Source organism: Prochlorococcus sp. MIT 1201 (assembly GCF_047303415.1).
GTDB classification, from domain to species: domain Bacteria; phylum Cyanobacteriota; class Cyanobacteriia; order PCC-6307; family Cyanobiaceae; genus Prochlorococcus; species Prochlorococcus marinus_D.
In genome coordinates this window covers 2,552,092-2,567,969 of the sequence record NZ_CP138947.1, presented here as the reverse complement: position 1 = coordinate 2,567,969, position 15,878 = coordinate 2,552,092, and the positions used below count along the sequence as shown (strand labels likewise).

The 15,878-nt window shown below is 52.5% G+C and carries 14 protein-coding genes and 1 riboswitch; of the genes, 5 read left to right on the top strand and 9 right to left on the bottom strand.

The window, feature by feature from the left end; genetic code table 11:
- Window positions 1-1,077: 1,077 nt before the first annotated feature.
- The 5 genes from thiC to ruvB form a co-directional block, all read right to left on the bottom strand.
- Window positions 1,078-2,457, bottom strand: a complete 1,380-nt coding sequence (gene thiC, locus SIB41_RS12395) for a phosphomethylpyrimidine synthase ThiC (protein ID WP_413359401.1) — start codon at window positions 2,455-2,457, stop codon at window positions 1,078-1,080.
- A gap of 43 nt (window positions 2,458-2,500) precedes the next feature.
- Window positions 2,501-2,604, bottom strand: a riboswitch (TPP riboswitch).
- Window positions 2,605-2,732: 128 nt separating this feature from the next.
- The gene (locus SIB41_RS12390; RefSeq protein ID WP_413359399.1) at window positions 2,733-2,957 is read right to left on the bottom strand and encodes a DUF3188 domain-containing protein; all 225 of its coding nucleotides are present in this window, start codon (window positions 2,955-2,957) and stop codon (window positions 2,733-2,735) included.
- Window positions 2,954-4,150, bottom strand: coding sequence for an amidohydrolase (locus tag SIB41_RS12385; protein ID WP_413359397.1), 1,197 nt, complete (start codon window positions 4,148-4,150; stop codon window positions 2,954-2,956). The genes SIB41_RS12390 and SIB41_RS12385 overlap by 4 nt, the downstream gene beginning before the upstream one ends.
- The gene (locus tag SIB41_RS12380; protein WP_413359395.1) at window positions 4,147-4,959 is read right to left on the bottom strand and encodes a tetratricopeptide repeat protein; all 813 of its coding nucleotides are present in this window, start codon (window positions 4,957-4,959) and stop codon (window positions 4,147-4,149) included. The genes SIB41_RS12385 and SIB41_RS12380 overlap by 4 nt, the downstream gene beginning before the upstream one ends.
- Window positions 4,956-6,014 (bottom strand): Holliday junction branch migration DNA helicase RuvB, encoded by a 1,059-nt coding sequence (gene ruvB, locus SIB41_RS12375; protein ID WP_413359393.1) that lies wholly within the window; start codon window positions 6,012-6,014, stop codon window positions 4,956-4,958. The genes SIB41_RS12380 and ruvB overlap by 4 nt, the downstream gene beginning before the upstream one ends.
- Before the next feature lie 51 nt (window positions 6,015-6,065).
- On the opposite strand from ruvB, the gene smpB reads away from it, so the two are divergent.
- On the top strand, window positions 6,066-6,563 hold the full coding sequence (gene smpB, locus SIB41_RS12370) for an SsrA-binding protein SmpB (protein WP_011824876.1): 498 nt from the start codon (window positions 6,066-6,068) through the stop codon (window positions 6,561-6,563).
- Here the strand turns inward: smpB and SIB41_RS12365 are convergent.
- Entirely contained in the window at window positions 6,557-8,584 is a 2,028-nt protein-coding gene (locus SIB41_RS12365; protein ID WP_413359391.1) for a serine/threonine protein kinase, read from the bottom strand. The two genes, smpB and SIB41_RS12365, sit on opposite strands and share 7 nt — an antisense overlap.
- Window positions 8,585-10,136: 1,552 nt before the next feature.
- Here SIB41_RS12365 and egtB point away from each other — a divergent pair.
- From egtB to SIB41_RS12345, 4 genes are read left to right on the top strand one after another with little or no spacing between them, the layout of a single operon-like run.
- Window positions 10,137-11,318 (top strand): ergothioneine biosynthesis protein EgtB, encoded by a 1,182-nt coding sequence (egtB, locus tag SIB41_RS12360; RefSeq protein WP_413359389.1) that lies wholly within the window; start codon window positions 10,137-10,139, stop codon window positions 11,316-11,318.
- Window positions 11,315-12,268 (top strand): L-histidine N(alpha)-methyltransferase, encoded by a 954-nt coding sequence (gene egtD / locus SIB41_RS12355; RefSeq protein ID WP_413359387.1) that lies wholly within the window; start codon window positions 11,315-11,317, stop codon window positions 12,266-12,268. Before egtB ends, egtD begins: the two co-directional genes overlap by 4 nt.
- A gap of 25 nt (window positions 12,269-12,293) precedes the next feature.
- Window positions 12,294-12,524: a hercynine metabolism small protein gene (locus SIB41_RS12350; protein ID WP_413359384.1), complete on the top strand. Its 231-nt coding sequence runs from the start codon at window positions 12,294-12,296 to the stop codon at window positions 12,522-12,524.
- Window positions 12,521-13,003, top strand: coding sequence for a hercynine metabolism protein (locus SIB41_RS12345; protein ID WP_413359381.1), 483 nt, complete (start codon window positions 12,521-12,523; stop codon window positions 13,001-13,003). The genes SIB41_RS12350 and SIB41_RS12345 overlap by 4 nt, the downstream gene beginning before the upstream one ends.
- A 1-nt stretch (window position 13,004) precedes the next feature.
- Here SIB41_RS12345 and SIB41_RS12340 read toward each other — a convergent pair whose 3' ends face one another.
- From SIB41_RS12340 to rpaB, 3 genes are read right to left on the bottom strand one after another with little or no spacing between them, the layout of a single operon-like run.
- The gene (locus SIB41_RS12340) at window positions 13,005-13,268 is read right to left on the bottom strand and encodes a hypothetical protein (protein WP_006042532.1); all 264 of its coding nucleotides are present in this window, start codon (window positions 13,266-13,268) and stop codon (window positions 13,005-13,007) included.
- Between the two features lie 59 nt (window positions 13,269-13,327).
- Window positions 13,328-14,854 (bottom strand): lysine--tRNA ligase, encoded by a 1,527-nt coding sequence (gene lysS, locus SIB41_RS12335; RefSeq protein WP_413359378.1) that lies wholly within the window; start codon window positions 14,852-14,854, stop codon window positions 13,328-13,330.
- A 46-nt stretch (window positions 14,855-14,900) separates the two neighbouring features.
- Window positions 14,901-15,785 carry a response regulator transcription factor RpaB gene (gene rpaB, locus SIB41_RS12330; RefSeq protein WP_413359375.1) on the bottom strand — a complete coding sequence of 295 codons (885 nt, stop codon included), beginning with the start codon at window positions 15,783-15,785 and terminating at the stop codon, window positions 14,901-14,903.
- Between the last annotated feature and the right edge of the window lie 93 nt (window positions 15,786-15,878).

Below are 15,878 nucleotides of genomic sequence, written 5' to 3'. Positions count from 1 at the left end.
AACCTGTACAAGCTTCATAGCTTAAGGATTGAGCTTCCCAATAATAAGCACTATCCAATGCATTGCCAATATCATCATGCAAAAATGTCTAAACCCAATTATTGCTAGAATTGGATGCCCTAATCTATCCATTTAGATTGCCCTAGACTACATATCTTTCATCTATAAAGTGATTATGAATCAGCTTAAAGTCCCATATTTCTAATCATCTTAGCCCTAACTGTGACTCTTTCTGTTAAATGCGGTATTTTTTCTAGCAATTAAGATTAAATAGGCCAATTATTTACCAACTCTAACAAGGTTCTTGTCCTGAGAGCTAAAATATTTAACACCGCTAAGCCTTCAGTAGATGTCCTAGAATACTGATGAGTGATTGATTTGACAAAAGTATAATCTAAGCCACCCATTCGCTAGCTCATGCAACAGCCCTGGCGCAGCTATTAGGTATAAATACTTATTGATAGGACTGTCTTGCCGCCATGCCCTAGGCATCGGCAACCCTCTTCTAGGGTTTTGCATAAGTCCTTTCGCAACTGGGGCTATAGCGATAAATGCGACTTACTGAGAGGCAAGATGTCATGAGTAGTCAATTAAGCCATCGTCAAATTAAAAAATTAGGCCCGGCAAGGACGCATAGCGCTTCGCTAGATTGAAAATAATCGCAATAATTAGTGAATGAATTTGCAACGAAAAGGCAAGTCTCACATTGATTCCTGCAGCGGCAATCAATACGTCAGATGTGTTGGCCAAAAAATTCTCAATGGTAGTAAAATTACTGGGCCATAGTTTTTGCAAGAGGCAAGTCTAAACACCAAATCATGCAAAATATATAGCGCCAAGCGAGAAACGAGCAGGCCTTAAATCAGATCGCCATTGCCTTTTAAAGGTTGCCAATAGGAATGGCTTTAAAGCACAAATGGCTTAGAATCTATTCATACTTGCCTATAAAAGAAAAACCTTATAAAGGGGAATATTAAAGAATCCTAATGGTTGTTTCATTGAATCATGGTCAAATGCATTCTCTATGCAGGCATCACATAAGAGTCAAGCAAGTGATGATTTGATTGCTTCACCCTTCTAAGCTGACAATTTAGCTTTCCCTTTACTTTGTAGAGATTTTTCGAGACCTTCGAGATCCTCATTCGTAATTTTGGTCTGCATTGGACAATGCTTTGGGCCACACATTGAACAAAACTCAGCTTGCTTATAAATATCAGCTGGCAAAGTTTCATCGTGATACTGCTTAGCTCGCTCTGGATCCAGTGAAAGCTCAAACTGTTTGTTCCAATCAAAGTTGTACCTTGCTCGACTTAATTCATCATCGCGATCTCTAGCCCCCGGACGGTGACGAGCGATGTCAGCGGCATGCGCTGCAATTTTGTAGGCAATCAAGCCCTCACGAACATCCTCAGGGTTTGGCAGACCCAAATGCTCCTTCGGGGTCACATAACAAAGCATCGCTGTTCCATACCAGCCTGCCATCGCCGCACCGATGGCACTCGTGATGTGGTCATAACCCGGTGCGATATCTGTCACCAAAGGGCCAAGCACATAAAAGGGCGCCTCATTGCACTCTTCCATCTGCTTGCGCACATTGAATTCGATCTGATCCATTGGTACATGACCAGGACCCTCGACCATCACCTGCACGTCATGTGCCCAAGCTCTCTTGGTCAATTCTCCAAGGGTCTTCAACTCGGCAAGTTGAGCTTCATCAGAAGCATCGTGTTGACAACCAGGGCGGAGAGAATCCCCAAGTGAAAAACTGCAGTCGTAGCGCTTGAAGATCTCGCAGATGTCGTCAAAGCGGGTGAAAAGAGGGTTCTGTCTGTGGTGATAAAGCATCCATTGAGCAAGAATTCCACCCCCGCGACTGACGATGCCTGTCAGGCGTCCCTTCACCAGTGGAAGGTGCTCAATCAACAAACCGGCGTGAATGGTTTGATAGTCGACACCCTGCTGACAATGCTTCTCAATGATGTTTAGGAAGTCATCTTCGTCGAGCTTCTCAATCGAGCCATGCACGCTTTCCAACGCCTGATAGACAGGCACAGTGCCGATCGGCACGGGTGAAGCATTAATGATCGCCGTGCGCACCTCATCAAGATTGACCCCTCCAGTGGACAGATCCATCACGGTGTCTGCGCCATATTTAACTGCCAGCTCGAGCTTCTTGAGCTCTTCAGCTACATCACTGGCGTTAGGTGAGGCGCCAATGTTTGCATTCACCTTGCAGCTGGAGGCGATACCAATCGCCATCGGCTCTAAATTTGCATGATTGATGTTGGCAGGAATAATCATCCTGCCCCGGGCCACCTCCTCCATGACAAGCGATTCAGGCAAGTTTTCACGCTTGGCCACGTAGTCCATCTCTTGAGTGACAACGCCCTGTCGAGCGAAATGCAATTGCGAGACATTGGCCTGACCCTTACGGGCAGCCACCCAAGAGGAGCGCATGATCAAAAGGCGAAATGGATACCAGGGTTTGGCGAAAAACCAATGATCACGCCTTTCACTTCCCTGCGCCGGCACAACCCGTATCAGGTTCGGAGGGTGTGATCTCAGCCACTCAGAGATTGCTGAGTGGCACCCCTAGTGTTTTGCAAAACCTAGCAGTGGTTTTTGATCCGAACCGCAATCCATTCCGCTAAACGTGCAAAACCGCATGGATCTTGTCCTGCAGCGCTTAAAGGTCCAACTGTGATACAGGCATGGCTGTGTTCAACATGAAGTCAGTGCTCCTGCTCATCGGTTTGGGTGCTGTGAAGTGCTGCAAGCAGCTTGCTGCGTCGGCGGCGGCGGCCCACAGCCCCGCTGATAATTAGGCCAGCACCCACCAAAACTGCTGGCATTGACTGCAATCGATCGCTGCCCTGCCGATGCATCAAACAGAGCATGGCCAAGACGATCAGCAGAGGAGCTGCAAGGGATAGCAAGGGATAGCCAAGACGCTTCATGTCCTCTCCAAAGCCAGCCTTGAACGCTCATCCATCCAAGCCAATAGGGTCGCGGTCAGCACCCGAATACCAACTCCAAGGCTGCTCTCCTCTAGGCAGAATTGACCATTGTGTAAAGGCGCGCACCCATTAGGACCGCTAACCCCTAATCGGAACATTGTTCCGCGGACCTTTTGCAGTAGTTCTGCAAAGTCTTCAGCACCAAGAGAGGGTTGTTCAAGCCGCAACACACGCTCTTTTCCTATCTGAGAAATAGCACAACTTTCCAAGAGGTCTGTGAGTTCAGGATCGTTGTAAACAGGCGGCGTAATGCTGCGATAGCGCACGATCGCCTCTGCCCCAAAACTTCCACAGATAGCCTGAACAATCTGCTCGATCCAAGCTGGGAGCTTGTCAAAAACAGCCCCGTCCAAACAGCGGACCGTCCCCAGCAGCTGCACTCGATCTGCAATCACATTGAAAGCCTGACCACCTTCGATCTTCCCGAAACTCACCACCACAGGATGCAAGGCATCCAAGCGACGACTAATCGCCTCCTGCAGTCCACAAACAACTCGAGCGGCAATCCAAATGGCATCCATAGCCTGATGAGGCCTTGCACCGTGGCCTCCTTCACCGATCACTTCGATATCCAGCTCTCCCGCCGCAGCCGTCAAGCACCCACTGCGTACACCGATACTTCCAGTCGGCAATTCCGGACAAACATGAACCCCAAACAGGGCCTCGAGGCCATCGGTCGCGCCGTCCATACGCATCCAACGAGCCCCTTCGCACAATTCTTCTGCCGGTTGAAACAACAGCCTTACGCCTATTGGCATCGACTCCTCTTCGGCCAAAACCCTTGCAACCCCAAGGCCAATGCAGGTATGCAGATCATGGCCACAGGCATGCATCACCCCCTCACGCCGTGAGGCATAAACAAGCCCTGTGCGCTCTTCCACTGGCAGAGCATCCATATCCACCCGTAGGCCCACAAACGGACCACCAATTGGCCCCAACTCCGCCAACACACCTGTGCGCCCCACCCCCTCAGACACCCGCCAACCATCCCCCCGCAACTGACCTGCTACAAGGACTGCCGTCTGATGCTCCTCACCACTCAGTTCTGGATGAGCATGCAGATGGCGTCGCAACTCAATCAGCTCGGGCAAAGCTTGATCAAGACGCTCGCTCCAATGAAGAAGAAGAGTCATGGAGCCTCCAACAAAGCAAGAAAATCCATCAGATCAGCCGTGGGCTGTGGTGGCCATCGGCGGATCTGCAACAACCAATCCCGTTGGCGATAGCGGTTATCCAGCCCGACTGCGGCAGTCCAGTGGCTTTCAGCTTCACCAAATGAGCCGTAATGCCATAAAAGACCGCTAAGAGCCGCACGGGGATCGGCAAACATGGGATACCTGCGAATCAATGCACGCAGTTCCTTCTCCGCCAGATCAAATTCCCCCAGCTGATAAACCGCTAAAGCCTTGCTGAAGCTAGCCATAGCAAAGCCTGGGCTGGCGTCAGAGGCCTTGCTGTAAAGAGCCTCTGCCTGCAACCAGTCGCCCTGAGAGCCCAAAACATTGCCCAGGTTGTAAAGAGCCGATGCATTGACAGCATCGCGCTCAAGAATCCAGTTGTAATCGCTAGCGGCTTGCTGCCAATGATGCAATACCTCCTCAGCAATACCACGGTTGAGATGAGGGTCAAGCTCTGCTGGGGCCAATTCCATAGCCCTAGTCTGATCAACGATCGCACCCTCGGGATCACCCAAAATTAACCTCACATTGCCGCGATTGCTCCACGCCGCAGGCTGCTCGGGCGCAAGCTCAAGAAACTCATCCCAAAGAGGTAGGGCTGCTTGAAACTCACCCTGTCGAGAAGCCTCGAGTGCCTGCTCAAAAAGAGGCTGAAGTGCTGGGGTAGCTGCTCCAGAGAGGGGATCCATGACCAGCAACAGCGCAACTAAAAGCAACCCTGACCATCTAGACACCAAGTTTTTCAACCCCTGGAGAACGCTCATGGCAACTCCGGCCAACCAAGATGGCGTCGCCCCGCGCCAGTCACCACGCGCCCACGCGGAGTTCGCTGCAAAAAACCCAGCTGTAGCAGAAATGGTTCTACCACTGCTTCAAGAGTGGCTGGATCCTCTCCCAAAGCGGCTGCCAAAGTCTCCAAACCGACCGGGCCGCCGCCATGAGACTCCAGCAACAAGTCCAACAAGCGCCGATCACTGGCATCAAGACCCCGAGCATCGACTCGATGCAAAGTGAGAGCCTCATCCACCAATGCAGCATCGATCAAGCTCTCCCCGCCACAGACACTCGCTACATCACGAACCCGTCGCAGCAATCTGTTGGCGATCCTCGGTGTACCCCTACAGCGACGAGCAATCTCCTGGCAGGCTTGCGCAGTTAACTGCAACCTCAGAAGCCCCGCCGCCCGCTCAACAATCGCTTGCAGATCCTCCAGGCCATAAAACTCCAATCGTTGAATAAGACCGAAACGATCCCGCAGCGGCGAGCTAAGGGCACCAGCGCGAGTCGTAGCACCCACCAGAGTGAACGGAGGCAGCTCCAATGCCCTGGTGCGAGCGGTACTGCCCTTGCCCACGGTGAGATCAAGACGCCTATCCTCCATTGCTGGATAAAGCAATTCCTCAGCAACCCTTGTGAGCCGGTGAATCTCATCAATGAATAAAACCTCGCGAGGTTGCAAATTCACCAACAGACCAACGATGTCACGAGGGCGCTCGAGAGCAGGCGCACTGGTAACCCGACACTTAACCCCCAATTCTTCAGCCAAAACCATGGCCATGGTGGTTTTACCCAAGCCGGGAGGGCCGTAGAGCAAAACATGATCCAAAGCATCACCTCTGCCCATGGCCGCCTTGACGGCAATCCCCAACACCTGCTTCAGCTCACGCTGACCGATGTAGTCCTCCAAACGCCTAGGCCTAAGCCCATCTTCTCGAGCTGGACTGGCCTCTTCAGGCAAAGGTGAAGCATCTACCACCCGAGACTTTGCTGCTGGCGGCTGGGAATCAGCTCGGCCAGCACTGGAAGACACAATCGCCATGTTGGAAGAGTACCGATCCCTGGATAGGGTCGAAAGCATCGGTAAACGCAGATGGCCAAGGGAGGAAACAAAAAAGCGACTGCTGCTGCTCGAGCCGCGGCCAACCGTCTACTCGCGGACAACCGTCTGGCAAGGCATCAATACGAGATCCTCGACACCCTTGAAACTGGCATTGAGTTGGTGGGAACCGAAGTCAAGTCAATCCGGGCCGGCCAAGCCAATCTCCGCGATGGCTTCTGCCTGATTCGCAAGGGCGAACTACAGCTCCACAACGTTCATATCTCCCCTCATAGCCATGCCGGCAGCTACTTCAATCACGATCCACTACGAACACGCAAACTGCTCGCGCACCGCCGTGAGATCGACAAACTTCGCGGCCAACTCGACAGAAAAGGGCTCACCCTGATTCCCCTCAACCTTCATCTCAAGGGTTCATGGATCAAACTCACGATTGGACTGGGCAAAGGTCGCAAGCTGCACGACAAACGCCAAGAGGAGAAACGCAAACAAGCTGATCGAGAAGTGAAGTCGGCTCTGGCGCGCTACTGATCAGCCAGGGGGTCAATGAGGCTGAACAAAGTTTTCTTTCGCCGAAGCACGAGACGAGGCAATGTCGGCGTTCTAGAAGGGTGTTCTGACCGACCAAGGAAGCCAGTAGCTGAATCCGCCAACGGATTTGGCTCCAAAGCTGGTAAAGACATAGAAGCTTGCTGATCGGCACGACAAGAGAGGGTAAATAAAGCTGTTGCCAACCCCTCGTTGGTCACCAGCACTTGCACAGGCGAGCCTGCTTCTGGCTCCAGGGTCACCACGCGCAACGATCCGCGCTCGGCAATGACATCACCCTGTGAGCCATAGATGATCATCTGCATCAAAGGCGAGCCCTTGATTTCTAGTACTAGTCGATGCCCAGCAGGCACCTGAATAGAAATCAAGCGCGCAGCCCCAGGAGAAACCCTTGTAGAAAAAACAGTGGGAATTGAATGTTTGGCCTTGAGGGTCTCGATCTGCACATCAGCCAAGCTGCGTAGAGCTGCCGCATACCAGAACTGCAAATAGGGCTCTGGAGGCTTCTGATCATTGAACAAGCCCAAAAGCAGCAGTTTCTGTGCTCCTGCCGTAACCAACTGCTCAATCACACTGCCATGCACGCCCAATTTGCTCAGAGCTTCATGCTGCTCCTGCCAGTCAGTGTTCTTCAACTCACCCAAACGCCTGCGCAGCTGAGGCGATAGCTGTTCAATCCTGACCAACCATTCCTCAGCCAAGTCATTCCAGGCCTGGCGCAAGGGAACATCGTCCAGAGCATCGGAGGGGAAGCGACCACCTCTATGAGGGAAACGAGCTAGCAGACTGGCATCCACCAACTGCAGAAACCAACTTTGTTTGACCTGCAAAGCCCGCAGCCGACTCAATAACTGCTGCCGATGATCCACCTCTACTGCTGATGGGCTCTCCACTGGGACATTGCCCACGAGATCTCTATCCCTGACAGGTTCCATCCCTAGCGGGGAACTACGACTGAGCAAGAACCAGCCAATCGCCGTGCCTACCAATGCAGACGCCAACAAGGCACCTACAACAGACCAAAGTCTGCCTTCAGCAGCCTGCTCCCGTTCTTCAGCCCGCCGCCGCCGCGGCTGATTGGCAGAACGATGTTCCGTCAAGAGTGATTGAGACGTACGCGAGGGGTGATCGGATAAAGGCACTGCTTGAGGCGCGAGTGCCAGAGTGCGATCTGCTATGGGCTCAGGACCGATCCTTTCGGGCATGATCACAGCTTGAAGGGCAGAGATCACATCCGATGCCTTTTCAAAACGCTGGTCAGGAGCCTCACTCAACATTCGCTCCAACACTTGGCGAAAAGACCCATCCAGCTCAAAAGACTCTGGCCAGACCCAAGACCGAACATCACTGTTCCAAAGTTCCTCGGGGCAACGACCAGTCAGCCAAGTCAGTGCTGTAACGCCCAAGCCATGCAAATCCATCCAACCTTCAGCTGGTTCGGTGCTGCTCTGTGCAATTGAGGCATACCCTGAAGTCACACCAACCCAAGGGGGAGTCCCTTGGGGCTGCAGTAAGCCAAAGTCCACCAAAACCGGCAAGCCGTCCTGATCACGCCTCAACAGGGCGCTGGAACTGATATCACCATGCACCAACCCCTTGGCATGCAAGGCAATCAAAGGAGGTAGCAGCTGCAAAAGCAACTGCAACACTTCTCCAGCGCCGAAGAGCAACTGACGCTCGGCCCGTTGCTGCTGAATCTTTCGGTAAGTAACACCCTCCTGCCAGTAACGCACGGCCCAGAGGCTGACCTCCGCCTCGAACAATTCACCACAACGCGGCAACTGAGGATGAGAAAGAGATTGAAGCTCAGGCCAAAACTTCTGAAAGTGCTGCCTTGTAGGGGCATCGCTGATTTGGTGAAGCACCACGGATGTGTCACCTTCAAGGATGTCGACCCCACGCCAAAGCACACCCTGGATCGGCTTCGACTTCTGAATGGTCGCATCCAACCGATAGCGCTGTGCCAGAACAGTGCCGGAAACCACGGCGCTGGGTTCGCTCACGTGACGCCGAAGCATTGATGGGCTGATCGTACTAATGGCCAATCCATTGCAACCGCTTCCGCAAAGATAAACAGCAGAATCGACTCGTTTCCAGAAGAAAGATTGCCTTAAAAATAATCTTTATCGATGAAGGTTAAATCAACATAAACCTGCAGAAAAAGGTCCGCGACTATCAACAATAATATGGACAAAGCTACATCCGAAGGCCCATGCATGAAAACAGCTGTGATTAACCCAAGAGCAGTAACCGGTCCCCAGCAAAATTCATCAGCGACTTGGCTTCATGACTCACCTAACAACGCATTAAAAGACCGTCGTCAACGAGTACCAGGCCTGGGCCCTCCACCCGCAATATAAAGGCAGCTACAATCGAGACTAGGATGAGGGAAGTCAACTTCAAGGAATCAATCACGATAAGAGTCAAAGCAAATGCAGCCTTGAGAAGTGCAAAAAGCGATGGTCTATGCCTGCATGTCCTATCACTCATCCAACAAAATAGGGTGCTGCAAATACATTTGCAATTGCAAACTAGATGATTGCAAGAGCAACTAAGCAAAAATCAGCATCTACTGCATAAGCCTATAAGTAGCCGACAAAGCAAGAAATCCAATCGTAAATCCTGGGAATGAAGCAACACAAAACTCTATTGCGACCTTGCTGCTATCAATGCAGAGCCCTTAACCCAGGCCAAGATTGTGCCGCCTTAGAAGAATCCCTTGAAAGCATGAAAAACAAGACAACCATCAAAAGCTCACTAAAGCCAAGCATTGAAAAAGTTAAGACCCTTCCAAGCTCAAGAGATAGAGCAGCAATGATCGGACCAAATGCTACACCCGCAGCCGCACGGATATAGATAACTGCAATCGCAGAACCGTGCTTGCCAGAACCAGAAAAAATTCTACTCTGCTGAACTAACCTGAACAAACAATTGCACTGCAAAACCAGCCAAAATACGAGCCCGCATTAGCCAAGAGAAATCATCACAAAAAGAGAAAATAAAAAGTCCTATTATTAAATAACTCATGGCAATCAAAGACTTTTTACACGCACACCTAACAGCCGCCCACTTGTATCCAGGGTCAACACCCAACCAGCAATCAAGCGCGTGCCCAATAACAAGCACACCCAATAGCGGATGATTCGGCACGATTTAATATTAAAGGACAGCAAATTATAGGGCCACAGCCATACAAAAGGTTACCTCGGATCAAGCGCTAAGAGCATAAATAATAGCACGAAGTCTAGAGGCTAAATCACAATAAATGCAGAAAACAATGGATTCGACGACCTCCAAACTTTACACTTTAATTTTCAAGTCGAAACAGAAACTTCAACCGCCCTGACTGATGACCAATGCAACCCAAGCTGAACACGCGAACCCAACATATTTTGCGACCAGATCGATCGATGCCACTCAGTAGATTGCCTGGATCGTTTGTCCAAGGGAAATTCCCTATCAGTGCCCTTCCGTGGCCAAGAGCTTTTCTATGACCAGATCCATTCGGCCGTGGTGCTTGGGCGCACAAGTGGGAATCAGTAAAACCGTTTCCTCATGCTGAACTTGCTCTTGGCAGTGCGTCAGCGAAGTGAATCGCTGGTTGCACCCCTCGAACCGGAAGATCTCTGCCTTCAGGGCATGGCCGATGCAAGTCCGCCGAAATGGCACCTTGCTCACACCACCTGGTTCTTCGATACCTTTTTGCTTCAGCCCTATCTCAAAGGCTACGAAGGCTGTGATCCACGCTGGAGTTATCAATTCAACTCCTATTACGAAGCGGCCGGGGCACGCCATCCAAGACCCTCACGGGGTGTCCTGACCCGGCCAACAATCAGGGAGGTCTTGGCGTGGCGGCAACAGGTGGACGCTGCATTAACGCAACTCCTGACCTCCCCGGACGCTGACCAAGAAGACATCCAGCAACTGGCAGAACTGGGTCTACATCACGAACAGCAGCATCAGGAATTGCTGTTGATGGATCTCTTGGATGGCTTTAGCCGACAACCGTTAGAGCCTGCTTATCAAACTGGCGCCGATCATCATCTGCGACCTTTAGAGCCAACCCAAGCCCGCTGGATCTCCTGCGATGGAGGTCTCTATGAAATCGGCCATGCTGGCGCGGGATTCCATTTTGACAACGAGGGGCCGTCGCATCGCATCTGGCTGGAGGACTTTGCCCTGATGGATCATTTGGTGTGCAACGACGACTTCAGGTGCTTTATCGCAGATGGGGGGTATCAGCGCCCAGAACTTTGGATGAGTGAGGGCTGGGCCGTACAACAACAACTGGGATGGCAGGCTCCCCGGTACTGGCGCGGCGACGGACCTGCAGATCAATGGCAGGAAGAATTCACCCTGGAAGGAAGGCGGCACTTGAATCGAAAAGCACCGGTGCGCCATTTGAGCTGGTTCGAAGCCGATGCCTACGCACGGTGGTGTGGTGCTCGATTGCCCAGCGAAGCGGAATGGGAAGTGGCCCTACAACAGCATCAACCTCTGATCCACGATGCTCACGGCAAGCTGTGGCAATGGACGGCAAGTCCTTATAGGCCCTATCCGGGATTCCTTCCCGCCCCAGGCGCTGTGGGTGAATACAACGGAAAATTCATGAGCTCCCAGTTTGTTCTGCGCGGCAGCAGCTGGCTCACACCGGAAGGCCATGAGCGCGACACCTACCGGAACTTCTTTGCACCAGCAAACCGTTGGATGGCAGCAGGACTGCGCCTGGCCCGATGAGCATCGAGCTGATTGACCTACATCCCGCCCCTGCGGATCTGAAGCAGCTAGTGCAGTCAGGCTTCAAATGCCAGCCGCGGCAACTGCCAGCTTGGGTGTTGTACGACGCGAAAGGATCACGCCTATTTGCCCAGATCTGCGAACAACCTGAATACGGCCTAACCCGCACAGAGATCAAGCTACTGGAGGAGAATGCACCAGCCATTGCCAAAGCCGTAGGAGATGGCGTCATCGTGGAATTCGGCATCGGCAATGCCCACAAGGTTTCCCCCCTACTCAACGCAATCCAGCCGTCAACCTTTGTGGCCCTGGACATCAGCCAAGCAGCTCTAAGGGATTCGCTAACCAGACTCGCCAGCACCTATCCCATGGTGTCAATGCTAGGTATCTGCTGCGACCACAGCAGCATGCAAGCGCTACCGCCCCACCCCCGGCTCGAGGGTGTGCGCTGCATCGGCTTTTTCCCCGGCAGCTCCCTCGGAAACTTCACACCAAAAGAAGCAGTGGCAGTACTTCGTCGGTTCCGAAAGCTGCTTGGCGGTGGTCCCCTGCTGCTCGGTCTCGACCAACCCCGTGATCCAATCCAGCTCGAGGCTGCCTACAATGATGCGGCAGGCATCTCAGCAGCTTTCGCGCGCAACCTCTTGCATCGTCTCAATCGTGAGCTGGAAGCAGATTTCAGACCGGACCAGTTCTCTTATCGAGCCCGTTGGCAAGAAGAGTTTCATCGCATCGAAATGGCTCTGGTGAGCCGCTGCAGTCAAACAATCGTGATTGACAACAGCACCTGGTCATTCAGCGCCGGAGAACCACTCATCACCGAATACAGCGTCAAATACAACCCACAAGAGGCAGCCAGACTGGCTGAAAAGGCGGGCTGGAGAATCAACCAAAGATGGCACGACTCTGCCGATTCACTCTCGCTGAATCTGCTGGAACCGTCAGACTGAGCTAAGAAGAAAGAAGAAGTGCTAAATGAGCCGAGAGCAGCAACGCCAGAACGTGCGACAAGAACGTGAAAGCCTGATCCGGGAGCTAGAAGCAATCTACCGAAGGGCTTTTGAACGACTAACAGTGCTTGACCTAGGGGAAGGAAGCTTGGCAAGACTCACCCAACTGTTACTGCACTCGCGTGAGGGCGCTATCAAACCCCTGCAAGAAGAGATCGAAGCCCCACTGATTACTCGTGCCCCAGATCAGTCATGAGCGCAACCTGGCTCGACGAACTGGAACGAGTCTTAGAGGAGAGGTTGACCGACTTCCTCCGCGAGAATCCATATCAGGAGTTACTCCTCCACCAACAACACCAAAAAGACCATTACCAAAACCTGAAAAGGCAGCGACAGCAACTTCAAAAAGAAGCAGAGGAACTTCGCCGGCAACTCCTCACCCTTGCCGGCACAGTTCGGGAGTGGAGCACTCGATCGAATCGTGCCAGAAAGGCAGGAGCCTCGGCCCTGGCCGATCGGGCCGATCAACACATAGCCGATTTAATGGAGCAGGGTAGGCAACTATGGTCCGATTTGGATCAACTGGGCAATCGCTTCAAAGACGTCGAGAAGAAATTTTGCTCACTTTCTGAACAGTCAGCAAGAGATAGCTCCACTCTTGAAGAGGACTGGATACGATTCGCAGCCCAACAAGAACTGCAAGAGCTCATACGAAAACTCGACAAGACTAATTAAGTCAGGCTTTTGGGGCCGGAGGCTCAAGACTCACGTTCTCCGGAGGAGGAGTTGGGTCTGGATCAGCAATCAGCATGTGCTGAAGCACAATTTCTGGACGCTCGCTATCACGCCAGCGAATGCGATATGCGGGCATCTTGGTGCCGCGACTGGTGGTCTGCTCAACGGGTTCCATCACCCACCCGCGCCTGGATCGACCCTGGGGATTGCGCTTGACCACCGCATCGGCGTGTTTGAAGCGGAAACCTACGCGCTCGCCACTCATAGAAATAGGACCATGCCATTGAGTTAATTATCCACTGCGACGGTTCCCGACGTTGAAGATTAAGTTTTGAGCTCCGGTCGAAGCAGAGGGAAAGCAATCACATCACGTATTGAAGGGCTATCGGTGAACAACATCACTAAGCGATCGATGCCAATACCCAAGCCACCGGTAGGGGGCATGCCCACCTCAAGAGCCTGAAGGAAATCCTCATCAACCCCATGAGCCTCAAGGTCCCCAGCCTGACGACGTGCTTGCTGAGCCTCAAGCCGCTGACGCTGATCAAGGGGATCGATTAACTCACTAAAAGCATTGGCTGTTTCCCGACCCACAATGAACAATTCAAAGCGCTCGACCAATCCTGGTTTGCTGCGATGTTGTCGGGCAAGAGGAGAGATCTCAATCGGATAATCGAGCACAAATGTTGGCTGGATCAGACTTACCTCCACTGCTTGTTCAAAGGCCTCATTAAGCAAGCGGCCCACACTATCGGCCTTAGACGGCACCTCTAGACCTGCCCGCGCCATAGCCGAAGCCGCTACCGCACGGTCTTTAAAACCCATGAAATCAAGCCCCGTCGCCTCTTGCACCAGTTCGTGCATGCTGGCTCTCCGCCAAGGGGGCGTTAGGTCGATTTCTATGCCTTGATAAGTGATCCTCGTAGACCCACAGATCTGAGTACAAACTGAGGAAATCAGCTGCTCAGTAAGGACCATCATGTCGATGTAATCCGCATAGGCCTGATAGACCTCTACAGAAGTGAATTCAGGGTTGTGGCGGGTACTCATCCCCTCGTTACGAAAGATGCGCCCAAGCTCATAGACCCGCTCAAATCCACCAACCACAAGCCTCTTGAGATGCAGCTCTGTGGCAATACGCAGATAAAGAGGAAGATCGAGTGTGTTGTGGTGAGTAATGAATGGCCTAGCTTCGGCGCCACCAGCCTCAGCCTGAAGCACCGGTGTCTCGATTTCCAAGAAGGCACGATCATCGAGCCATCGACGGATTGCACTCACCATCAATGCCCGGCGGCGAAAAGTCTCACGCGACTGAGGCGACACGATCAAATCCAGATAGCGTTGCCGATAGCGCTTCTCCACATCAGCTAAACCGTGCCACTTATCTGGCAAGGGTTGCAATGATTTGCTCAAGATCTGCCACTGCTGAACCTTCACCGAAAGCTCACCACGGTCAGTGCGACGAAGCACGCCTGTGACCCCAATCCAGTCGCCCGCATCAACAAGGGTGGTGAGCTGAACAAAAGTTCCTGAAGCCAGCTCATTTGATGCAGCCGCATCAATGGTGGCCTTCTCCAAATACAACTGAATCGTGCCGGTCTCATCCGCCAAGGTATAGAAAGCCAACTTGCCCATGACACGACGGGTCATCACCCGACCAGCCACAGACACAGTGAGAAGCCTCTCCTCACCCTTGGCCAAATCAGCATGATCCGCCTGCAAGTTAGCGGTGCGATGACTTGACTCAAATCGCAGGGCATAAGGCCCATTCCCCAGCTCTTTGAGGGCTTGTGCCTTTTCCAGGCGAGTCTCACGCAGCTCAGACAAGGCACTCAGGACTGACCTCGCCATCTTGCCGGTCGATGGAGTCGTTGCTCTACTCACCCCATCGACTTAATCAACTCGCAACGGCAACCGAAGCAGGAGCAGAAGCAGGAGCAGAAGCAGAAGCAGAAGCAGAAGCAGAAGCAGAAGCAGAAGCAGAAGCAGGACTATCCCCAACGCGCTGGGAGGAGTAACCAATTCCACGAACCGTAAGGATTAGCTCTGGATTGCGCGGGTCTGGCTCGAGCTTGCCACGCAAACGAGCTACATAAACATCGACCACACGCAAGTCGGCCGCCCGGCGAGGGGGATAACCCCAGAGCTGCTCCAAGATTTCGGCCCTGGGTACCACCCGTCCAGGTTCACGGAACAACAGTTCCAAAAGACTGAATTCGGTGTAGGTGAGGCCAATACGCTCTCCTGCACGACTCACCTGGCGGCGATTGGTGTCAACCACCAAATCACCAACTCGCAGAACACCCTGCCCAACTGGCAGATCTCTGATTTCAGCCGTAGCGGAACCTGGACCAACCCGACGCAGAATCGTGGCAATACGAGCCTCAAGTTCCTTGGGACTAAAGGGCTTGGGAATGTAATCATCTGCCCCAAGATCAAGTCCAGCCACACGTTCAGAAATGGCCTCTAATGCTGAGAGGAAAATAATCGGCACACAAGACTCAGCCCTAAGCCTTCTACAAACAGCAAAACCATCCATCTTGGGCAGCATCACATCGAGAACAAGCAAATCAGGCTGTTCTCGATGAAAAATCTCAAGAGCCTCTTCCCCGTCCTCGGCACAAATCACCCGATAGCCAGCTAGTTGAAGTCGCATGACCAAAATCCGGAGGACTGCTGGCTCATCGTCAACGACAAGAATGGTCGCCTTCGGATTCCCGGGAGCCTGCGTCTCAGACCCATCATGACTTTGGTACTGAGATAAACCCCCCGGATGTGACATATGAGCATTTCCTCATGAAGAAACACAACCTTAACCTTCCGCCTTGAGCAAAAATCGCTAACGAGCTTGAGAAATAGCAGTTTTTCTATTTAT